This window comes from Cupriavidus sp. 09_S30 (assembly GCF_056930435.1).
The window spans coordinates 2,668,718-2,690,504 of sequence record NZ_JBXOWI010000001.1 but is presented as its reverse complement, the minus strand read 5'-3'; the positions used below and the strand labels follow the sequence as shown (position 1 = coordinate 2,690,504).

The 21,787-nt window shown below is 67.2% G+C and carries 19 protein-coding genes; 17 read left to right on the top strand and 2 right to left on the bottom strand.

All coding sequences use genetic code 11. The annotated features are described in order from the left end of the window. Positions 1 to 9 precede the first annotated feature (9 nt). Positions 10 to 1,602 carry an AMP-binding protein gene (locus AC1Z3O_RS12725; RefSeq protein ID WP_483516079.1) on the top strand — a complete coding sequence of 531 codons (1,593 nt, stop codon included), beginning with the start codon at positions 10 to 12 and terminating at the stop codon, positions 1,600 to 1,602. A gap of 74 nt (positions 1,603 to 1,676) precedes the next feature. After that, entirely contained in the window at positions 1,677 to 2,804 is a 1,128-nt protein-coding gene (locus AC1Z3O_RS12720) for an acyl-CoA dehydrogenase family protein (RefSeq protein ID WP_483516078.1), read from the top strand. 19 nt (positions 2,805 to 2,823) lie between these two features. On the opposite strand, the gene AC1Z3O_RS12715 is transcribed toward AC1Z3O_RS12720, so the two are convergent. Continuing rightward, entirely contained in the window at positions 2,824 to 3,759 is a 936-nt protein-coding gene (locus AC1Z3O_RS12715; RefSeq protein WP_483516077.1) for a LysR family transcriptional regulator, read from the bottom strand. Between the two features lie 13 nt (positions 3,760 to 3,772). After that, entirely contained in the window at positions 3,773 to 4,570 is a 798-nt protein-coding gene (locus tag AC1Z3O_RS12710; protein ID WP_483516076.1) for a crotonase/enoyl-CoA hydratase family protein, read from the bottom strand. Positions 4,571 to 4,962: 392 nt separating this feature from the next. Between AC1Z3O_RS12710 and AC1Z3O_RS12705 the strand changes: the two genes are divergently transcribed. The 15 genes from AC1Z3O_RS12705 (at position 4,963) to urtA (ending at position 21,742) form a co-directional block, all read left to right on the top strand. Next, a complete protein-coding gene (locus tag AC1Z3O_RS12705) occupies positions 4,963 to 6,186 on the top strand; it encodes a CaiB/BaiF CoA transferase family protein (protein ID WP_483516075.1) in 1,224 nt (407 codons plus the stop codon). Positions 6,187 to 6,864: 678 nt separating this feature from the next. After that, positions 6,865 to 7,851, top strand: a complete 987-nt coding sequence (locus tag AC1Z3O_RS12700; RefSeq protein WP_483516074.1) for a Bug family tripartite tricarboxylate transporter substrate binding protein — start codon at positions 6,865 to 6,867, stop codon at positions 7,849 to 7,851. Positions 7,852 to 7,935: 84 nt separating this feature from the next. Next, the gene (locus AC1Z3O_RS12695; protein WP_483516073.1) at positions 7,936 to 9,093 is read left to right on the top strand and encodes an acyl-CoA dehydrogenase family protein; all 1,158 of its coding nucleotides are present in this window, start codon (positions 7,936 to 7,938) and stop codon (positions 9,091 to 9,093) included. A 34-nt stretch (positions 9,094 to 9,127) separates the two neighbouring features. Continuing rightward, entirely contained in the window at positions 9,128 to 10,111 is a 984-nt protein-coding gene (locus AC1Z3O_RS12690; protein ID WP_483516072.1) for an acyl-CoA dehydrogenase family protein, read from the top strand. Positions 10,112 to 10,373: 262 nt separating this feature from the next. Further along, the gene (locus tag AC1Z3O_RS12685) at positions 10,374 to 10,820 is read left to right on the top strand and encodes a DUF1178 family protein (protein WP_483516071.1); all 447 of its coding nucleotides are present in this window, start codon (positions 10,374 to 10,376) and stop codon (positions 10,818 to 10,820) included. Positions 10,821 to 10,911: 91 nt separating this feature from the next. Continuing rightward, positions 10,912 to 12,114: an acyl-CoA dehydrogenase family protein gene (locus AC1Z3O_RS12680; protein ID WP_483516070.1), complete on the top strand. Its 1,203-nt coding sequence runs from the start codon at positions 10,912 to 10,914 to the stop codon at positions 12,112 to 12,114. Positions 12,115 to 12,127: 13 nt separating this feature from the next. After that, entirely contained in the window at positions 12,128 to 13,246 is a 1,119-nt protein-coding gene (locus AC1Z3O_RS12675) for an acyl-CoA dehydrogenase family protein (protein ID WP_483516069.1), read from the top strand. 170 nt (positions 13,247 to 13,416) lie between these two features. Further along, positions 13,417 to 13,860 carry a MaoC family dehydratase gene (locus tag AC1Z3O_RS12670; protein ID WP_483516068.1) on the top strand — a complete coding sequence of 148 codons (444 nt, stop codon included), beginning with the start codon at positions 13,417 to 13,419 and terminating at the stop codon, positions 13,858 to 13,860. Positions 13,861 to 13,976: 116 nt separating this feature from the next. Then, positions 13,977 to 14,456: a MaoC family dehydratase gene (locus AC1Z3O_RS12665; RefSeq protein WP_483516067.1), complete on the top strand. Its 480-nt coding sequence runs from the start codon at positions 13,977 to 13,979 to the stop codon at positions 14,454 to 14,456. 494 nt (positions 14,457 to 14,950) lie between these two features. Next, the gene (locus AC1Z3O_RS12660; protein ID WP_483516066.1) at positions 14,951 to 15,274 is read left to right on the top strand and encodes a hypothetical protein; all 324 of its coding nucleotides are present in this window, start codon (positions 14,951 to 14,953) and stop codon (positions 15,272 to 15,274) included. A gap of 805 nt (positions 15,275 to 16,079) precedes the next feature. After that, positions 16,080 to 17,051, top strand: coding sequence for a ubiquinol oxidase subunit II (gene cyoA / locus AC1Z3O_RS12655; RefSeq protein ID WP_483516065.1), 972 nt, complete (start codon positions 16,080 to 16,082; stop codon positions 17,049 to 17,051). Positions 17,052 to 17,059: 8 nt separating this feature from the next. Beyond that, a complete protein-coding gene (gene cyoB / locus AC1Z3O_RS12650) occupies positions 17,060 to 19,036 on the top strand; it encodes a cytochrome o ubiquinol oxidase subunit I (RefSeq protein WP_483516064.1) in 1,977 nt (658 codons plus the stop codon). A 2-nt stretch (positions 19,037 to 19,038) separates the two neighbouring features. Next, the gene (gene cyoC, locus AC1Z3O_RS12645; RefSeq protein ID WP_483516063.1) at positions 19,039 to 19,677 is read left to right on the top strand and encodes a cytochrome o ubiquinol oxidase subunit III; all 639 of its coding nucleotides are present in this window, start codon (positions 19,039 to 19,041) and stop codon (positions 19,675 to 19,677) included. Continuing rightward, complete coding sequence (locus tag AC1Z3O_RS12640) at positions 19,678 to 20,040, top strand: cytochrome o ubiquinol oxidase subunit IV (protein WP_483516062.1); 363 nt, start codon at positions 19,678 to 19,680, stop codon at positions 20,038 to 20,040. It abuts the gene before it with no gap. A 445-nt stretch (positions 20,041 to 20,485) separates the two neighbouring features. Next, positions 20,486 to 21,742 (top strand): urea ABC transporter substrate-binding protein, encoded by a 1,257-nt coding sequence (urtA, locus tag AC1Z3O_RS12635; RefSeq protein WP_483516061.1) that lies wholly within the window; start codon positions 20,486 to 20,488, stop codon positions 21,740 to 21,742. Positions 21,743 to 21,787 lie beyond the last annotated feature (45 nt).

The window sequence follows — 21,787 nt, the reverse complement described above, 5'->3', positions numbered from 1 at the left end:
CAAGCAGTCATGACCAAGCTGCACCGCTGGGCGCAAACACAAGCAGACAAGGCCGCCCTGATCCAGATCGACACCGGTAGTGTCCTGACCTATGGCGAGCTCGACCGCCGCGCCGAGCGCGCGGCGCGCTGGCTGGTGTCGCTCGGCCTGCAGGCCGGTGACGCCATCGCGCTGCTGCTGGAGAACCAGCCGCAGCTGATCGAGCTGGCCTGGGGCGCACGCCGCGCCGGCCTCTACTACACGGCCGTCAACACCCACCTGGCGCCGCCGGAGGCGGCCTACGTGGTCAAGGACTGCGAGGCCAAGGTGCTGATCGCATCGGCGGCCACGCTGCCGCTGGCGCAGGCCGTGCGCGCGGCGCGCGCGCAGGACGGGGCGGATACGCTGCGCTACGTGACGCTGGATGACGCCACCGAAGGCTTCGACAGCTATGAGGCGGCGCTTGCCGCCGTCGACATGGCCGCGCCGCTGCCCGAGCGCCCGCTCGGGCGCGACATGCTGTACTCCTCCGGCACCACCGGCCTGCCCAAGGGCATCCGCCGCCCGCTGCTGCCCTTTGCCGAGCGCGACCGGCCCGATATCGAGGTCGAGGCCTGGCGCCGCAGCTTCGGCTTCGACGACAGCGCCGTCTACCTGTCGACCGCGCCGTTCTACCATGCCGCGCCGCTGCGCTACATCATGCGCACGATCGAGGTGGGCGGCAGCTGCGTGGCGCTGGGCCGCTTCGACGCGGCGCAGGCGCTGGCCGCCATCGAGCGCTACCGCGTGACCCACAGCCAGTGGGTGCCCACCATGTTCGTGCGCCTGCTGAACCTGCCGGACGAGGTGCGCGCGCGCCATGACCTCGGCTCGATGCGCGTGGCCATCCACGCCGCCGCGCCGTGCCCGGTCCACATCAAGCAGGCCATGCTGGACTGGTGGGGCGACGTCATCCACGAGTACTACGCCGGCTCGGAAGGGGCGGGTACCGCGGCGATCGGTCCGCAGGACTGGCGCAACCATCCCGGTTCGGTGGGGCGTGCCACCGCCGGCACGATCCACATCGTCGGCGAGGACGGGCGCGAGTTGCCGCCGGGCGAGGTCGGCATGATCTATTTCTCCGGCGTGGCGAACTTCGCCTACCACAACGACCCGGAGAAGACCCGCAAGGCCTACAACGATCGGGGCTGGGCCACCTACGGCGACCTCGGCCACGTCGATGCCGAGGGCTACCTCTACCTGAGCGACCGCCGCTCCGACCTGATCCTGAGCGGCGGCGTCAACGTTTACCCGCAGGAGGTGGAGAGCGTGCTGATGCAGCATCCGGCCGTCTACGACGCCGCGGTGGTGGGCGTGCCCGACGAGGAATTCGGCGAGGTCGCCAAGGCCGTCGTGCAACTGCGCGACCCCGCGCGGGCCGGCGCCGACCTGGCGCAGGAGCTGGTCGACTTCTGCCTGGCCCGGCTGGGCCGGCTGAAGCTGCCGCGCACCGTGGTGTTCGAAGGACCGCTGCCGCGGCTGGAGACCGGCAAGCTGCTGCGCCGCGAGCTCAAGGAACGCTACCGCGCCTCGCCCGCCGCGGGCTTCGCCGTGCAGGCGCGCCGCGCGGCGGCCGCGTCCTGAATCCCGTCCGGAATCCCTTTTCCCTGACCGCACCCGCTAGCCGGGTGCAAGCCGAGCATTCCAAGGAAGTCATCATGCGTAGTGTTTTCCGCGAGGACCATGAACAGTTCCGCACCCAGGTGCGCCGCTTCGTCGAGCGCGAGATCGCGCCCTATCACGCCGACTGGGAAGAGGAGGGCATCGTGCCCAAGGCGCTGTGGCGCAAGGCGGGCGCAGAGGGCCTGCTCAACCCGATGCTGCCCGAGCCCTTCGGCGGCGGTGGCGACTTCGGCCACTCGGCGGTGCTGATCGAGGAGATGGCGCGCATCAACGCCAGCGGCGTGGGCTTCAACCTGCATTCGGACATCGTCGCACCCTATATCCACGCCTACGGCAACGATGAACAGAAGGCGCGCTGGCTGCCTGCCATGTCGCGCGGCGAGGTGATCGGCGCCATCGCCATGACCGAGCCGGGCACCGGCAGCGACCTCAAGGCCGTGCGCACCACCGCGCGCCGCGAGGGTGACCACTACGTCATCAACGGGCAGAAGACCTTCATCACCAACGGGCAGAACGCCGGCCTGGTGATCGTGGTGGCCAAGACCGACCCTGAGGCGGGCGCACGCGGCATCTCGCTGATCGTCGTGGAGGAAGGCACACCGGGCTTCAGCAAGGGCCGCAAGCTGAAGAAGATCGGCCTGAAGGCGCAGGACACCGCCGAGCTGTTCTTCGAGGACGTGCGCGTGCCGGTGGGCAACCGCCTGGGCGAGGAGAACGCCGGCTTCGGCTACCTGATGCACGAGCTGGCGCAGGAGCGGCTGGTGATCGCAGTGCGCGCCGCCGCCTCGATCGAGGCCTTCCTCGCGCGCACCATCGAGTACACGCGCGAGCGCCGCACCTTCGGCCAGACCGTGCTGTCCTTCCAGAACACGCGCTTCAAGCTGGCCGAGGCCAAGGCGCAGGCGACCATGCTGCGCGTCTTCGTCGACGATTGCCTGGCGCTGCACCTGCGGCGCGAGCTGACGCCGGACCGTGCGGCGATGGCCAAGCTCAACGCCACCGAGATGCAGGGCCGCGTGCTGGATGAGTTCCTGCAGCTGCACGGCGGCTACGGCTATATGAGCGAATACGCGATCGGCGGCGCCTGGGTCGACGCGCGCGTGCAGCGTATCTTCGGCGGCAGCAGCGAGATCATGCGTGAGATCATCGCGCGCACGCTGTAGGCGCGACTAGTCCGCTGAACTAGTGGCCGCCGTCCGTGCCCGTGGCGCCGGCCTTGGCCTGCGGCAGCGGGAACACGCGCGCGGCCACATCGCGAAAGCGCTGCGCGGCCGCGCTCTGCTGCTCGGGCCGGTAGGCCAGGGCCAGCCCGATCGCGGCGGCGGCGGGGAAGTCCTCCAGCTCGCGGTAGAGGATGCGCTCGCTGGCGAAGCGCTGCATGATGGACGGCACCAGGGCCACGCCCAGCCCGCTCTCCACCAGCGCCAGCACCGTCTGCACCTGGATCGCTTCCTGCGCCACGCGTGGCACGAAGCCGGCGATCTGGCAGGCGGTCATGGCTGCGCTGTGCAGGCCCGCGGCCTCGTCCTGCGCATACATGATGAAGCGTTCGCCGGCCAGCTCGGCGAGCCGAAGCGGTCCCTTGCCGGCCAGCGGGTTGCCACGTGGCAGCGCGGCGACGAAGCCATCGCGCTCCAGCGGCAGCAGGGCCGCGCTCGAATGGCGCAGCAGCGGCGTGCGCACCAGTCCTACGTCGAGGGCCTCTTCATCGAGCAACTGCATGATGCGAGCGGAAGTGGCCTCTCTCAGCACCAGTTCCACACCGGGGTACTCGGCACGGAAGATGGGCACCAGCCGCGGCAGCAGCGCGAAGGTGGTGGAGCCGACGAAGCCTACCCGCAGCACGCCGCCGGTGCCGCTTTCCGCATTGCGCGCTGCATCGGAGAACTGCGTGGCATGGAACAGCATGCGGCGCGCCTCCGCCAGCGCGGCACGGCCGCTGGGCGTCAGCGCCACGCCGCGCGCGTCGCGCGTGAACAGCGTGGTGCCGAACTCGGCCTCCAGCTTCTGGATCGAGACCGACAGCGGCGGCTGGGCCATGTGCAGCCGCTCGGCGGCGCGGCGGAAATTCAGCGTTTCCGCCAGCACGACGAAATGCCGGATGCGGCGCAGGTCCATGGCCGATGCTGGCTTACTGGCCGGTGAAAACCGGCTTGCGCTTCTCCAGGAAGGCCTGCACCGCCTCGCGGTGGTCGGCGGTCTGGTGCGACAGTGCCTGCATGCCGGCTGACAGCTCCAGCAGCGTGTCCAGCCGGCTGTGCATGCCTTCGCGCATCAGGCGCTTGGCCATGCGCACCGCATGCGGCGGATTGGCGGCGATGCGCTCGGCCAGTTCGATGGCGGTCGGCATCAGCTGCTCGGCCGGCACCACGCGCGAGACCAGGTTCCATTCAAGCGCCTGCTGCGCATCGATGGGCTGCGCGGTGAAGGTCATCTCGGCTGCGCGCGACAGGCCGATCACGCGCGGCAGCAGCCAGGCGCCGCCGTCGCCGGGAATGATGCCCAGCTTGACGAAGCTCTCGGCGAACAGCGCCTTCTCCGAGGCGATGCGGATGTCGCACATGCAGGTCAGGTCCAGGCCGGCGCCCATCGCCGGGCCGTTGACCGCCGCGATCACCGGCACCTCGAGGTTGAACAGCGCCAGCGGCAGGCGCTGGATGCCATTGCGGTAGTCCTGGCGGATCTCCAGGCCCGGGACTTCGCCGGACGATTGGCGTGCCATGTCACGGATGTCGCCGCCCGAAGAAAAGGCGGTGCCGGCTCCGGTGAGGATCACGGCGCGCACGTCGCGGTCAGCCTGGATGCGGGCGATGGCCGCGAGAAAGTCGTCGACCGCGCTGTTGCCGGTCAGCGGATTGCGCCGGTCGGGCTCGTTCATGGTCAGGGTCACGATGTGCCCGTCTTGTTCGTAGCGCAGGAAGTCCGCCATCTGTCTCTCCGTATCGGTATGTGTCGTGCCTGGCCGGTGCGGCAGGCAATGTGGTGCTGGCGCCCACCGCAGGCCGTGCAGCAAGGCTAAGGGAGCCGGCGCGGCGCTGTCCAATATTCGTTTTCACTCGGGCGATATCGATTGCATATCGCGCTCGCATATTGTTCGCATCGTGCGCGGGCGGCGGCGGACCGGCACCCCGGCGCGGCAGGGGCGGCCTGCTGCCAGGGACGGGCGGCGCGGCGGCGCTGGGAGAGGTGATACCGAAACGATATCGCTCACTCGCAATTCAATATTGGACAGGGCGCCGCCGGCGCTACTACTCTCTGTTGCGCTGGCCGTCGCCACGGGCGGGGGCCGCAGCGAACAGCCGGGACAGGCGGAGGAGACCGATGAAGAAGGCATTGGCGCACCTGAAGGTGCTGGACCTGACACGTGTGCTGGCCGGCCCCTGGGCCACCCAGAACCTGGCCGACATGGGCGCGGAGGTGATCAAGATCGAGCGCCCCGGCGCGGGCGACGACACCCGTGCCTGGGGGCCGCCCTTCCTGCGCGATGCACAGGGCGAGGAAACGCGCGACTCCTCCTACTTCCTCAGCGTGAACCGCGGCAAGCGCTCGGTGACGGTGGACCTGGCCAGCCCCGAGGGACAGCAGATCATCCGCGACCTGGCGCGCGATGCCGACGTGGTGGTCGAGAACTACAAGGTCGGCACGCTGGCACGCTACGGCCTGGGCTACGAAGACCTGCGCGCCATCAACCCGCGCCTGGTCTACTGCTCGGTGACGGGCTTTGGCCAGAGCGGTCCCTACGCCGCGCTGCCCGGCTACGACTTCGTGTTCCAGGGCATGAGCGGGCTGATGAGCATCACCGGCGTGCCGGACGGCGAAGCCGGCGCGGCGCCGATGAAATCCGGCATCGCCATCGCCGACCTGCTGACCGGCATGTACGCGACCAGCGCCATCCTCGCCGCGCTGGAGCACCGGCACGTCAGCGGAGAAGGGCAGTACATCGACCTGGCGCTGCTCGATTGCCTGGTCGCCATCAATTCCTACCAGGCGCTCAACTACTTCCTGTCGGGCAAGATCCCGCAGCGCATGGGCAATGCGCACTCGAACATGGTTCCCTACCAGGTGTTCCGCTGCAAGGAGGGCGACATCATCGTGGCAGTGGGCAACGACGGCCAGTACCGCGCGCTGTGCGAGGTGATCGGCCGCCCCGAGCTGGCGCGCGACGAGCGCTTCTCCAGCGCCGGCAACCGCAACCGCAACCGTGCCGAGCTGATCCCGCAGGTGGCCGAGGCCATGCTGGCGCGGACCATGGATGAATGGGTGGAGCTGATGGAGGCGGCCAATGTGCCGTGCGGCCCGATCTACAACATGCAGCAGGTTTTCGAGGACCCGCAGGTACGGCACCGCGGCATGCAGATGACGCTGCCGCACGGCACTGGCGTGCAGGCCCCCAGCCTGGGCAACCCGATGCGCTTCTCGGACACGCCGATCACCTACGAACGCTCGGCGCCGACGCTGGGCGAGCACACCGACGAGGTGCTGGCGGAGAAGCTGGGGTATTCGGTGGAGGAGATTGCGCAGTTGCGGGAGAAGGGGGTGGTGTGAGCGGTGGGGGGCGGGCAAGCGGCGATGTCCTGGATCACGCCAGCGGCTTCGTCTTGGCCTTAGCGTGCTGGACAACACCGAGGGCTTCGTTGTTCGTGGCGCCTTGCTAAACCACCCCTCACCCCGGCCCTCTCCCCATGAGGGGAGAGGGGGTCAAGACACTATGCTTGGCCAATGGTGCTGGCGCGTCTTGTCGGCTTCGTCTTGGCCTTGGCGTGCTGGACAACACCGAGGGCTTCGTTGTTCGTGGTGCCTTGCTAGACCACCCCTCACCCCGGCCCTCTCCCCATGAGGGGAGAGGGGGTCAAGACACTATGCTTGGCCAATGGTGCTGGCGCGTCTTGTCGGCTTCGGCTCGCCTTGGCGTGCTGGACCACACCGACGGCTTCGTTTGAATGTGGCGCCTTGCTAGACCACCCCTCTCCCCAACCCTCTCCCCATGAGGGGAGAGGGAGCCAAGACACTATGCTTGGCGATTGGTTTTGGCGCATCCTGCCGGCTTCGGCAAGCGCGCTGGGTTTCGCGCCGCGCCGGTGTGCTCCCCTCTCCCGCTTGCGGGAGAGGGGCCGGGGGTGAGGGCGGGCGCAGGCAATCGCGCCGGCCTCCATCCCGCCCGTGAACGTCCCGCCATGGAGGCAGGGAAACGAGACAAAAGATACAGAACGAGGAGACACCGATATGCCCAGCCCCTTCCTTGCGCGCCTGCTGTCGCGCGCCGTGCTGCCGCTTCTGCTTGCCGCCACCGCGATCGTTCCCGCGCAGGCGCAGCAGCGCGGCCAGCCCATCCGCTTCGTGGTGCCATATCCGCCCGGCGGCGCCGCCGACCAGATCACGCGCCTGGTGGCGCTGCAGGCCGGCCCCGCGCTCGGCGTGCCGATCGTGGTCGAGAACAAGGCCGGCGCTGCCGGCATGATCGCCGCCGAGACCGTGGCGCGCGCCGAACCGGACGGCAGGACCTTCCTGGTCGGCTCGAATGCCCCGCTGGTCATCAACAGCGCGCTCTACGCTTCCATGCCCTATGACCCGGTGCGCGACTTCGTGCCGGTGGCCGGACTGGGCAAGTCGCCCCTGCTGCTGGTGACGCGCAAGGACCTGCCGGTGAAGTCGGTGGCCGAACTGGTGGCGCTCGGCAAGCAGTCGCCGGGCAAGCTGACCATGGGCTCGGCCAGCAGCGGCAATATCACGCATCTGGCGGGAGAGAACGCGGCCAATGTGCTGGGCTTCCGTGTCACCCACGTGCCGTTTGCCGGGAGCGCGCCTGCCATCGTCAGCATGATGGGCGGCAACGTCGACCTGATGTTCGATGCCCTGCCATCGTCGATGCCGCAGGCACGCGCCGGCAAGCTGCACGCGCTGGCCATCCTGGATCGCACGCGCTTTCCCTTGATGCCCGATGTGCCGACCTTGCAGGAACTCGGCTATGCCAACACGGAGGCCAGTGCCTGGTTCGGCGTGGTAGCGCCAGCGCGCACGCCGCACGCGGCGATCGATGCGCTCAACCAGGCGATCAACGATGCGCTCAAGCGGCCTGACCTCGTCGACAAGCTGCGTGCGATCGGCGCGCAGCCGATGCCAGGCAGCCCGGAGGCGTTCGGCCGCTTCGTGCAGGAGGAGCGTTCACGCTGGATTCCGGTGGCGAAGGCACTCGGCGTCAAGGCGGAATGATCGCGGCGCGCGGCCGTCCGCGCGTTGCTTGGCTTTACGGCACGTTGTGTGGCGCGCCGGTGTTACTACGTTTAGGGGAGTGGTTTGGATAATCTACTGGATGCCTTCCGGCTGGCGGCGCTGCCGGCCGAAGCCGAGGCCTTCCGCGCTGACGTGAAGGCCTTTCTGCGCGACAACATGCCGCCGGCACCGGCCGATGTGCGCGCGCGTTCCTGGATGGGCTTCGATGCGGCCTTCAGCCGCCGGCTGGCCGCGCGCGGCTGGGTCGGGCTGACGCTGCCGGCCGAGTATGGCGGCGCGGGCATGGATGCCTTCCGGCGCTTCGTGCTGGTGGAGGAACTGCTGGCCGCGGGCGCGCCGGTCTCGGCGCACTGGATCGCTGACCGGCAGAGCGGTCCGCTGATCCTCAAGTACGGCACCGAGGCACAGAAGCGCTTCTACCTGCCGCGCATCTGCGCCGGCGAGGCCTTCTTCTGCATCGGCATGAGCGAGCCCAACTCGGGCTCAGACCTGGCCAGCGTGCGTACGCGCGCCACTCCCTGCGAGGGCGGCTGGCGGCTGTCGGGGCGCAAGATCTGGACAACCAATGCCGACCATTGCCAGTACATGATCGCGCTGGTGCGCTCCTCCGGCGCGCCGGAGGACCGTCAACGCGGCTTGTCGCAGTTCATCGTCGACCTCTCGCTGCCTGGTGTCACGGTGCGCCCGATCCAGGACCTGACCGGCGACGCGCACTTCTCCGAAGTGACCTTCGACGATGTGCTGCTGGCGCCGGAGGCGCTGGTGGGCGAGGAGGGCAGCGGCTGGGAGCAGGTGACTGCCGAGCTGGCCTTCGAGCGCAGCGGCCCGGAACGCATCTATTCCAGCATCGCGCTGCTCGAGCACTGGCTGGCCGGGCTGCGGCGCGGTACGCCGGGCGCGGAGCAGATCGCGCTGGCGGGGCGCTTTGCCACCCACCTGTGCACGCTGCGCAGCATGTCGATCGCGGTCACCTCGCGCCTGGCGCGCGGCGAGAGCCCGGTGGTGGAGGCCGCGCTGGTCAAGGACATCGGCACGGAGTTCGAGCAGTCGATCCCGGCCATGATCGAGGCGGTGATCGCCGCCGATCCGGGCGCCGAGGTCGACGCCGAACTGTTCCGCACCGTGGCCTACCTGAGCCAGATCGCGCCGACCTTCTCGCTGCGCGGCGGCACGCGGGAGATCCTGCGCGGCATGATCGCGCGCGGCCTGGGGCTGCGCTGAGCCGGGCCCGACCGAACCGAGAGAGAGAAGACAGATGTTCGTAGAAGCCATCGAGGCCATTCTGAAAGACCAATGCACGCCGGCCTTCGTGCGCGCGGTGGAGGGCGGTGCGCCGGCCGCGCCGTTGTGGGACGCGCTGGCCGAGGCCGGTTTCCTGGAACTGCTGGCGCCCGAGGACGCGGGCGGCGCGGGACTGGGACTGGCGGCGGCCTTCCCCGTGTTCACCACGCTGGGCCGCTACGCCGTGCCGGCGCCGGTGGCGCAGAGCGTGGCCGCGCGCGCGCTGCTGGCGCCGCACGGCCTGGCGGCGCCGGCCGGCATGATCACGCTGGCGCCTGCCTTGCGTGTCGACGGGCAGGGCGGCACCTGCGCGCTGACCCCGTTCGGCGCACTGGCCGACTATGTGCTGACGGACCAGGGCGGTGACCTGGTGCTGCTGGACTGCGCCCGCGCGGAGCGCATCGGCACCGGGGTGCATGGCAGCCAGTGCGCCACCCTGCGCTGGCAGGTGCTTGCGCCGCTGGCGCGCGTGGCCGGCGCGGGCGCCGGAGTGCAGGCCTTCGGCGCTGCCCTGCACGCGGCGCTGCTGGCCGGCGCCATGAGCCGCGTGTTCCAGCTGACGCTGCAGTACGGCAACGACCGCGCCCAGTTCGGCAAGTCGATCGGCAAGTTCCAGTCGATCCAGCACCAGTTGGCGGTGATGGCCCAGCACGTGGCCTCAGCCGGCACCGCGGCCGAACTGGCCTTCCGCGGCAACGGGTCGGTGCCCGCCGTGCTGGCCGCGGCGATCGCCAAGGCGCGCACCAGCGAGGCGGTGAGCGTGGTCGCCGCCATCGCGCATGCGGTGCATGGCGCGATCGGCGTGACCGAAGAGTACGATCTGCAGCTGCTGACGCGCCGGCTCCATGACTGGCGCATGGCGCATGGCTCCGAGGCGCACTGGAACCGCATCGTCGGCGAGGCGCTGCTGGCCTGGCGCGACGGCAGCGTCAGCGATTTCGTGCGCCAGGCGGCATAGCGCGCCGCCCGGCCGGCATCCATTCCCGCGCAGCGCCGCCGGGGCCTCCCCGGCGGTGCCAGGCGCACGCCCCTCCCGCAACTGTTAAGCTTGCGCTATGCAAGGCGCCATTCACCTGGCGTTTTGCATGGCAGAATTCCTGCCTTGTTCGTCATTTTTTGACGTCGGTGCCAGGGGTGGGGCGGCTTGCAAAAAAATTAGCACGACCGTTCACAAAATTTCGATTCACGGATACTATTGCTTTTGACGGGCTGGAAAGATCATGAAGGTGCTCGACCTGCGCTGTGCGCATGACCATCGTTTCGAGGGCTGGTTCGCCTCGGAGGAAGATGCGCAAGACCAGATCGCGCGTGACCTCGTCCAGTGTCCGGTCTGCGGCGACCGCGCCGTGAGCCGGCTGCCCAGCGCGCCGCGCCTGAACCTCTCGGGCGCCGCAGCGCCGGCGCAGGGCTCGGGCGAGCAGTCGCCGCCCGCACGGCAGGCGGCGCTGCAGGCGCTGTACCTGACGGCGGTGCGGCAGGTGCTGGCGCAGACCGAGGACGTGGGGGAACGCTTTGCCGAGGAGGCGAGGCGCATGCACTACGAAGAGGCGCCCGAGCGCGGCATCCGCGGCTCGGCGTCGGCGGAAGAGGTGCAGGCGCTGGCCGAGGAGGGCATCGACACCTTCCAGCTCGTGGTGCCTGACGCCCTCAAGCAGACGGCCCACTGAATTGCGTCCTGTGCCCGTTCCTGCCGGCGCATGACGCGCAGGCAGAACAACGCGCCGGCCATCTTGAAAGCCGGCATCACAGGAGACGGGCATGGATCTCAATTACTCGGCGGCCGACGACGCCTTCCGCGCGGAAGTGCGCGGCTGGCTGGAGGCCAATCTGCCGGCGGACATCCGCAGCAAGGTGCTGAACCACCGGCGTCCGAACCGCGACGACCTGGTGCGCTGGCACAAGATCCTGGCCAGCAACGGCTGGTCGGCACCGCACTGGCCGGTGCAGTACGGCGGCACCGGCTGGAACGCCACCCAGCGCCATATCTGGGACGAGGAAAATGCCCGCGTGGGCGCGCCCGGCGTGCTGCCCTTCGGTGTCGCCATGGTGGCCCCGGTGATCATGAAGTACGGCAACGAGCAGCAGAAGCAGTACTACCTGCCGCGCATCAAGGACTGCACCGACTGGTGGTGCCAGGGCTATTCCGAGCCGGGTTCGGGCTCCGACCTGGCCTCGCTGAAGACCCGCGCCCAGCTGACGGCGGACGGCAAGCACTACATCGTCAACGGCCAGAAGACCTGGACCACGCTCGGCCAGCACGCAGACATGATCTTCTGCCTGGTGCGCACCGATCCCGAAGCCAAGCAGCAGGAGGGCATCTCCTTCCTGCTGATCGACATGAAGACCCCGGGCATCACCGTGCGCCCCATCATCATGCTGGACGAAGAGCATGAGGTGAACGAAGTCTTCTTCGACAACGTCCAGGTGCCGGTCGAGAACCGCGTGGGCGAAGAGAACAAGGGTTGGACCTACGCCAAGTACCTGCTCGGCCACGAGCGCACTGGCATCGCCCGCGTGGGCAATTCCAAGCGCGAGCTGGGCTTCCTCAAGCGCGTGGCGCGCCAGCAGCAGAAGAATGGCAAGCCGCTGCTGGAGGATCCGGTGTTCGGCGCCAAGGTCGCCGCGCTGGAGGTGGAGCTGATGGCGCTGGAGATCACCGTGCTGCGCGTGGTGTCGAGCGAAGCCGCCGGCAAGGGCCCCGGCCCGGAAGCCTCGATGCTTAAGATCAAGGGCACCGAGATCCAGCAGATGCTGACCGAGCTGATGGTGGAGGCCGTCGGCCCGTACGCCCAGCCCTTCGATCCGGCCTACCTGGAGTGCGAGCACGAGCACGCCGTGACCGGCTACGACGACGCCGCGCCGCTGGCCGCGTACTACTTCAACTATCGGAAGACCTCCATCTACGGCGGCTCCAACGAAATTCAGAAGAACATCATCAGCAAGATGATCCTGGGGCTGTGAGGAGACACGCGACATGAACTTCAATCTGAGCGACGAACAGAAGCAGCTCGCCGACGCGATCCACCGCTTCATCGACAAGAGCTACGATTTCGAGACCCGCAAGAAGGGCATCCATACCGACGCCGGCTACAGCGACGCCGCCTGGGGCGCGCTGGTCGAGCTGGGCCTGACCGCGCTGCCGGTGCCGGAAGCGCAGGGCGGCTTCTCCGGCAAGGCCGTCGACATGATGGTGGTGATGCAGGAACTCGGCCGCGGCCTGGTGGTTGAGCCCTACCTGGCCACCGTGACTGCCGCGCACGCGCTGAAGCTGGCCGGCGGCCAGGAAGCGCTGCTGGAGCAGGTGGCCGGCGGCGAACTCAAGCTCGCCACCGCGTTCAATGAGCCGCAGTCGCGCTACGCGCTGAACGAGGTGCGCGTGAGCGCCAAGGACGGCAAGCTCAACGGCCGCAAGGTCGTCGCCATCCACGGCGCGCAGGCCGACAAGCTGGTGGTGTCGGCACGCACCGGCGGCGCCGAGGCCGATCAGGACGGCATCTCCCTGTTCCTGGTGGACGTCAAGGGCGCGGGCGTCAGCGTCACCGACTACCGCACCATCGACAATCTGCGCGCGGCCGATATCCAGTTCCAGGATGCGCCCGCCACGCTGCTCGGCACCGCCGGCAAGGCCTGGCCGATCATCGAGGAAACCGCCGACTACGCAGCCGTGTTGCTGTGCGCGGAAGCCGTCGGTGTGATGGACACGCTGAACATCGCCACGCTGGAATACGCGAAGACCCGCCAGCAGTTCGGCGTGCCCATCGCGCGCTTCCAGGCGCTGCAGCACCGCATGGTCGAGATGTTCATCCATGCCGAGCAGTCGCGCTCGATCACGCTGCTGGCCGCGGCCCGCTTCGAGGAGTCCTCGCCCGAAGAACGCCGCCGCTACGCATCCGCCGCCAAGGCGCGCGTGGGCCAGGCGGCCCGCTCGGTCGGCCAGGAGGCGGTGCAGATCCACGGCGGCATGGGCGTGACCAACGAACTGCCGGCCGCGCACATGTTCAAGCGGCTGACGCTGATCAACACCACCTTCGGCGACGTGGACCACCACCTGGGCCGCTTTGCCGCCCAGCCTGGCTTCCAGCAGGCAGCCTGAGGCCGCAAGGCTCACTGGCAGATAGAAAGCCGCGCCGGTCGTCCAGGCGCGGCTTTTTTCTTGGTGGGGGCAGGGCGGCCGTGGCTGCAGCCCGCACACCCCGCACCGCCGGTGAGACAGAGGCATCACCCCAGACCGGCCCAAGCGGCCCCCAGCAGATGACAACCTCCATGCTTTACTTCGAAGACTTCACAGTGGGCAGCAAGCGGGACCTGGGTTCCTACCACGTCACCGAGGAAGAGATCCTGGCCTTCGCCCGGCAGTACGACCCGCAACCCTTCCATACCGACAAGGAAGCCGCTGCCAAGAGCATCTATGGCGGCCTGATCTCCAGCGGCTGGATGACCTGCGGCATCATGATGCGGCTGGTGGTCGACAGCCTGGTCGGCAAGTCGGCCAGCATGGGCTCGCCGGGTGTGGACGGCATCCGCTGGCTGAAGCCGGTCTATGCCGGCGACACCCTGAGCGTCACCCTGACCGTACTGGAGGCGCGCCCCTCCCAGTCAAAGCCCGACCGCGGCGTGGTCCTTACCCTGTGGGAAGGCACCAACCAGCGCGGCGAACTCGTCTGCACGGTCAAGGGCATGGGCATGTACGGCCGCCGGCCCGCCTGAGCAGGAAACCGGCGAAACAGGCACAATCCCCTGAGAAAGGAATGCGGGTGCAGGCCTTTCGCCGCCGCAGACAAGACAACCATAAAGACAACCATAGCCAGCACGAAGGAGACAGGATGCGCACCATTGCCTCACTGGAGGAACTTGAGAGCCTGCAGGGTCAGGAGGTCGCTGTCAGCGACTGGATGGAGATCACGCAGCAGCAGGTCAACTTGTTCGCCGAAGCCACCGGCGACCATCAGTGGATTCACGTCGACGTGGAACGGGCCAAGCGCGAGTCGCCGTATGGCGCGCCGATCGCCCACGGCTTCCTGACGCTGTCGCTGCTGCCGGCGCTGATGCATAAGGCGATCGACATGCCGGGCGTGAAGATGGGCGTCAACTACGGCCTGAACCGCGTGCGCTTCACCGGGCCGGTGCCGGTCGGCAGCCGGCTGCGCGCGCGAGTGAAGCTGCTCAAGGTGGAGCGGCTCGATCCCTTGCCGAACGCGCCGGAGCTGGTTGGTGCCCAATCGACCTGGGAGGTGACCATGGAACGTGAAGGCAGCGACCGTCCCGTCTGCGTGGCGGAATCGATCAGCCGCCGTTATTCCTGATCCCGTAGCACCGCGCGCCCGACAGAGGGCACGCCCGGTACGTGAAAGGCCGCCATGTGCGGCCTTTTTTTTTTCGGTGCCTCCGCCGCCGCGCACGGTTGGGCCGATCATTTATGCCCAATGGGCGTGGGAGAGCTCGGCGCGCACGCATGATGCGCGCCACTGTGCCCCGGTTCGCAATCGTTCGCAACCGTTCGCGGCGGCTGGCCGCAAGATGCAGGCAACGCCTTCACGCGGAAACTCGATGCCGCTGCATCTCTAAGTGCTGCGTGCCCCGCCACCGGCCTGAGGCCAAGCGCCCCCCGGATTACAAAACGATACAAATGTAGCGAATCCACAAAGCCCGAGCGCCTTTCTTCCCTCTACAGTGCAGCCTCACAGAATGTGAAGACCATGACCGGTGCCGGCGACCCCGCCGGGCTGGTCGGGGCCCTGCAGGCAGCACCGCGACGATGCCTTGGGGGCAGATTGATGGAAATGACGGACGGATAGAGATGAAAGGCATCAGCTGGATTTGCACGGCGGCGGGTTTGCTGCTGGTGAGCGCCTCGGCGCAGGCGCACGTCGACGTGGGCATCGGCATCGGCATTCCCGCCCCGGTCTATGCGGCGCCGGTCTATGCGCCCCCGGTCTACGCGCCGCCGGCGCCGGTGGTGGTGGCGCCACCGGCACCCGTGGTGGTCGCGCCCGGGCCCGCATATTGGGGGCCGGGATGGCGTGAGCGGCGCTGGCGTGAGCGGGAGGAGTGGCGCGAGCACGAATGGCGCGAGCATGAATGGCGTGAGCATGAGCGCCACGAGCATTGGCGTGACCGCTAAGAGGCTGTCTGGAAAGGTCCGTCTCTCCCGCCTGTGCGGGGACGGCAACCCCGGCCTAAGCGAACGGCATTAGCCGGGGCGGAGGGCGTTGCGGCCGGCAGCGCCGTCGCCGCCGTGCAACGCCGATGCTGCAAAGCGGCGAACAAGGCGCAGAGGCCTATCGAGGTGCGTTGGTTTTTTGCAACGGAAAGCGCGAATAGGCCCTGCGCGCGCAGGGTGACATATTGTCGCACCCAGGCGCAGCGCGTACTCTCAACGGTTCCGTCCCGTGCGCCGACGGGCACCCGAAGGCCGCCCGGCTTGGTCTCCCGCAAGCGCAGGCATGGCAAGGGCTGGCTGCCACAGCTCGCCAATCGCCACCCATCGCACCCGGTGACGCCTGCATCTCCTCACGGCAGGCGTCGTGCGCGCAGTTGCCATCGGTTGCCGGCCATTGTCCGGTTTTCCGGACAGTGTGTCCGAGACCTGTGGTTTACCCTGCATGTTGCGTCGCGGTAAATTCGCGCCACGATGTCAGCCCCCCCGCCCCCACCATCTGTCGATCGCGCTCGCCTATTGAGCCGGCGGGGCAGGGATCGTCATACCAATACCCCCCAATGCGGACCGCCCGGCCGGTTCGGCACAGTCACCCACAAGGTGACGTCCGGATCGGCCAGAAACACGGGCCGACCGCAAGCTCCCCTGGCACCCGCCTAGGGATCAGCGCTCCGGTTTCCTTTCCCCAGTCCTTCTCCGCCTCGTGCGCCAGCACAAGGCTGTGAAGCCGCGTCGTGCCTAGCCGCGGCGAACTCAACCCAGTCGTGACATGAAGAAATACAAACCTCCGCGTTGGACGCGGTTCCTGCCTTGCTTGGGCCTGCTGATGCTGGCCGGCTGCAATATGGGTGTGCTCGATCCGAAGGGTGCGATCGGTGCCGCGGAGAAATCCATCATCCTGACGGCCACGTGGCTGATGCTGCTGGTCGTGGTGCCCGTCATCATCATGACGCTGGCCTTCGCCTGGAAATACCGCGAGAGCAACAAGGAAGCGCGCTACGAACCCGACTGGTCGCACTCCACCGCGATCGAAGTGGTGGTCTGGCTGATCCCCTGCCTGATCATCATGGTGCTGGGCTACATCACCTGGAAGTCCTCGCACGACCTGGATCCCTACAAGCCGATCGAATCGGAAGTGAAGCCGGTGACCATCGAGGCCGTCGCGCTGAACTGGAAGTGGCTGTTCATCTATCCGGAACTGCACATTGCCACCGTCAACGAGATCGCATTCCCGGTCAACACCCCGGTGAACTTCAAGATCACCTCGGACTCGGTGATGAACTCCTTCTTCATCCCCCAACTGGGCAGCATGGTCTACGCCATGGCCGGGATGGAGACCAAGCTGCACCTGATCGCCAATGAGACCGGCGTCTTCGACGGCGCGTCGGCGAACTACAGCGGCGGCGGCTTCTCGGGCATGAAGTTCAAGGCCAAGTCCATGTCTGGCTTCGAATTCGAGGAATGGGTCAAGCAGGTCAAGGCCTCCTCGCGCGAACTGACGCTGGCCGACTATGACAAGCTGGCCCAGCCGAGCGAGAAGGAGCCGGTGGCCCTGTACGCCAAGGTCGACCCGCAGCTGTACCACGGCATCCTGCACAAGTACATGGATGGCACCGGTGGCGCCATCGCTGGCAGCGGCACCTCCTTCGGTCCCGTCTGCAACTCGCGCAACACGATCGGCACCAGCCCGCAGGTGTCCATGGCCGCGCCCGCACTGCCGGCGCCGGGCTCGAATTCCTAGGAGCAAGAATGTTTGGCAAATTGACATTGGAGGCCGTTCCGTACCACGAGCCCATCATCATGGTGGCGCTTGGCGGTGCTGGCTTGGCCGGGCTGGCGATATTCGCCCTGATCACTTACTTCGGTAAGTGGAAGACGCTGTGGAATGACTGGATCACTTCGGTCGACCACAAGAAGATCGGCATCATGTATTCGCTGGTCTCGCTGATCATGCTGCTGCGCGGCTTCGCCGACGCTGCCATGATGCGTACCCAGCTGGCGCTGGCCACCAACGGCAACCCGGGCGTCCTGCCGCCCGAGCACTACGACCAGATCTTCACCGCCCACGGCGTGATCATGATCTTCTTCGTGGCCATGCCGCTGATGACGGGCCTGATGAACCTGGTCGTGCCCCTGCAGATCGGCGCGCGCGACGTGGCCTTCCCGTTCCTGAACACGCTGAGCTTCTGGCTGTTCGTGGCCGGCGCGGCGCTGGTCAACGTCTCGCTGGGCGTCGGCGAATTCGCCCGCACCGGCTGGCTGGCCTACCCGCCGCTGTCCGAGCTGGCCTACAGCCCGGGCGTCGGGGTGGACTACTACATCTGGGCCTTGCAGATCTCGGGTCTCGGCACCTTGCTGACCGGCGTCAACTTCCTGGTGACCATCCTCAAGATGCGCGCCCCGGGCATGACCCTGATGCGCATGCCGGTGTTCACCTGGACCGCGCTGTGCACCAACGTGCTGATCCTGGCCTCGTTCCCCGTGCTGACCGTGTCGCTGGCGCTGCTGGGCCTGGACCGCTACATGGGCATGCACTTCTTCACGAACGAGATGGGCGGCAACGCCATGATGTACGTGAACCTGATCTGGATCTGGGGCCACCCTGAGGTCTACATCCTGATGCTGCCCGCCTTCGGCATCTTCTCGGAAATCATCTCGACTTTCTCGGGCAAGAAGCTGTTCGGCTACAAGGGCATGGTCTACGCCACCTGCTGCATCATGGTGCTGTCCTTCCTGGTCTGGCTGCACCACTTCTTCACGATGGGCTCCGGCGCCAATGTGAATGCCTTCTTCGGCATCACCACGATGATCATCTCCATCCCGACCGGGGTGAAGGTCTTCAACTGGCTGTTCACCATGTACCGCGGCCGCGTGCGCATGGCCACGCCGGTGATGTGGACCCTGGGCTTCATGGTCACCTTCGTGATCGGCGGCATGACCGGCGTGCTGATGGCAGTGCCGGCGGCTGACTTCGTGCTGCACAACAGCGTGTTCCTGATCGCTCACTTCCACAACGTGATCATCGGTGGCGCTCTGTTCGGCTACCTGGCCGGCATCACCTACTGGTTCCCGAAGGCCTTCGGCTTCAAGCTCGACGAGCGCCTGGGCAAGTGCGCCTTCTGGTGCTGGCTGGTGGGCTTCTACTTCGCCTTCATGCCGCTGTACGTGCTGGGCTTCATGGGCATGACGCGCCGTCTGAACCACACCGACAACCCCGACTGGACCCCGTTCCTGCACATCGCCGTGGTCGGTCCTGTGCTGATCGGCCTGGGCATCATGTTCCAGGTGCTGCAGATCGTCGTCTCGATCAAGAACCGCAAGGCGCTGGCCGACGTGACCGGCGATCCCTGGAACGGCCGCACGCTGGAGTGGGCCACCTCGTCGCCGCCGCCGTTCTATAACTTCGCGCACACCCCGGTGGTGCAAGACCTGGACGCCTTCGCCGACATGAAGGCACGTGGTGAACTGCCGAAGAAGGAAGCGCACTACGACCAGATCCACATGCCGAAGAACACCGGTGCCGGCTTCTTCATCGGTGCCTTCAGCCTGGTGTTCGGCTTCGCCCTGACCTGGCACATCTGGTGGATGGCCATCGTCGGCCTGGTCGGCATGATCGTCTCCTTCATCGTCCGCAGCAACGACGACCACATCGACTACTACGTTCCCGCGAAGGAAGTCGAAACCGTCGAAGCGCGCCATTTTGACCGTCTCGCGTCGCAGGCCTGAATATGTCGACCCAAGTCCTAGACCGTTACTCCGCGCAAGCCGCTCCGGCGGCGCATGACCACGCGCACGACCACGCCCACCACGACACCGCTGGCAACACGGTGTTCGGGTTCTGGGTGTACCTGATGACCGACTGCATCATCTTCGCCGGGCTGTTCGCCGCATTTGCGGTGCTGCGCGGCGAGGTGGCGGGCGGCCCCTCCGGCAAGGAACTGTTCGAACTGAACTACGTCCTGGTCGAAACCTTCCTGCTGCTGTTCTCGAGCCTGACCTCGGGCATGGCGATGGTCGCCCTGCACAACGGCCAGAAGGGCCGCCTGCAGTTCTGGCTGGGCATCACCTTCCTGCTCGGCGTGGCCTTCATCGGCATGGAAATCAACGAGTTCCACCACCTGATCGCCGAAGGGGCGGGCCCTGAGCGCAGTGCCTTCCTGTCGTCGTTCTTCACCCTGGTGGGCACCCACGGCCTGCACGTGGCCAGCGGCCTGCTGTGGATGGCCGTGCTGATGTGCCAGATCGCCAGCAAGGGCCTGACGCCCACCATGAACAAGCGCCTGGCCTGCTTCGCGCTGTTCTGGCACTTCCTGGACATCGTCTGGATCGGCGTGTTCACCGTGGTCTACCTGATGGGAGCGATGTAAATGGAACACAGCAACGTCTCCGCCGGCCACGGCGCGCACCATGGCGCCGCCGCCGGCGGTGCCAGCCACAGCAGCGCCAAGTCCTATGTGATCGGCTTCGTGCTGGCGGTCATCCTGACCGTGATCCCGTTCAAGATGGTGATGGACGGCATGGCGACGCCGGCCACCACGCTGATCGTCATCCTGGCGCTGGCCGTGGTGCAGATCCTCGTGCACCTGGTCTACTTCCTGCACATGGACCGTTCCTCGGAACAACGCTGGAACGTGACCGCGCTGCTCTTCACTGCGCTGATCCTGCTGATCGTCATCGCCGGTTGCCTGTGGATCATGCACAATATGAACGCCAACATGATGCCGCAGTGAATGCTGCGCTGAGCCTCGGGCGCCGCCACCGGCGCCCGCAGCCTCGATGAAACGGGCCCCGATGGGGCCCGTTTTCTTTTAGGGCGTCCGGCGCGCCTGCCCGGATCACGTCCGCCTCGCGCCCGCATGGCGCATGCCGGGCGACGCCACGCCTGCCGCTGGTTCGCCCCGTACGCCAATCGCGCGGCGCTTGGAAGTCCCGGCCTGTGCCCCCCATTTGTGCCGGCGACCGCACCACTCGCTCCATGCACCGCTTTGCCACATGCACTTGCGCGGTGCGCATGCTGCCCGCACGCGGATGGTGCGCCCGGCCCCGACCGCCGGGCGCCGCGCCCGCCAGTCGCGCCGGCGCCGCTGCCCGGGCGGATCCAGCCGCCTGGCATGCTAGTTGCAAAACCTGCCCCCGGAGTCCGCTGTTCCACAACACGACAATCTGGGAGCTGCAATGAAACGACGCAATATGCTGAAGCTGTCCGCGCTGGCCGCGGCGGCGATGATCGGGGCCAGCACGATGGCGCTGGCGCAAAGCAAGGAGCCGATCAAGGTCGGCATACTGCATTCGCTGTCGGGCACCATGGCGATCTCCGAGACCTCGCTGAAGGACGTCGCGCTGATGACCATCGACGAGATCAACAAGAGCGGCGGCGTGCTCGGCCGCAAGCTGGAGCCGGTGGTGGTGGACCCCGCCTCGAACTGGCCGCTGTTCGCCGAGAAGGCGCGCCAGCTGATCAGCAAGGACAAGGTGGCAGTCACGTTCGGCTGCTGGACTTCGGTGTCGCGCAAGTCGGTGCTGCCGGTCTACGAGGAACTCGACGCGCTGCTGTTCTACCCGGTGCAGTATGAAGGCGAGGAGATGTCGAAGAATGTCTTCTACACCGGCGCGGCGCCCAACCAGCAGGCCATTCCCGCGGTCGAGTACCTGATGAGCAAGGAGGGCGGCGGGGCCAAGCGCTTCTTCCTGCTGGGCACCGACTACGTCTACCCGCGCACCACCAACAAGATCCTGCGCGCCTTCCTGAAGAGCAAGGGCGTGGCCGATGCCGACATTGAAGAGGTCTACACCCCGTTCGGCCATAGCGACTACCAGACCATTGTCGCCAATATCAAGAAGTTCTCGCAGGGCGGCAAGACCGCCGTGATCTCGACCATCAACGGCGACTCCAACGTGCCCTTCTACAAGGAGCTGGGCAATGCCGGCCTGAAGGCCAAGGATGTGCCGGTGGTCGCCTTCTCGGTGGGTGAGGAAGAATTGCGCGGCATCGACACCAAGCCGCTGGCCGGCCAGCTCGCCGCATGGAACTACTTCATGTCGGTCAAGAATCCGGAGAACGACGCCTTCAGGAAGAAGTGGGCAGCCTGGGTCAAGGCCAACAACCTGCCGGGCGGCGACAAGCGGGTCACCAACGACCCGATGGAAGCCACCTATGTGGGCATGCATATGTGGGCGCAGGCCGTGAAGAAGGCCGGCACGACCGATCCGGACAAGGTGCGCGCCGCCATGTACGGCCAGACCTTCAAGGCACCCGACGGCTTCACGCTGACCATGGGCGACAACCACCACCTGTTCAAGCCGGTGATGATCGGCGAGGTGCGCGGCGACGGCCAGTTCAACGTGGTGTGGAAGACGCCGAAGCCGATCCGCGCGCAGCCGTGGAGCCCGTTCATTTCCGGCAATGAAGGCAAGCCGGACAAGGTGATGTAAGTGATGTAAGCAGGGGTGGACGGGCCGGAACGGGCGCCGTCCGCG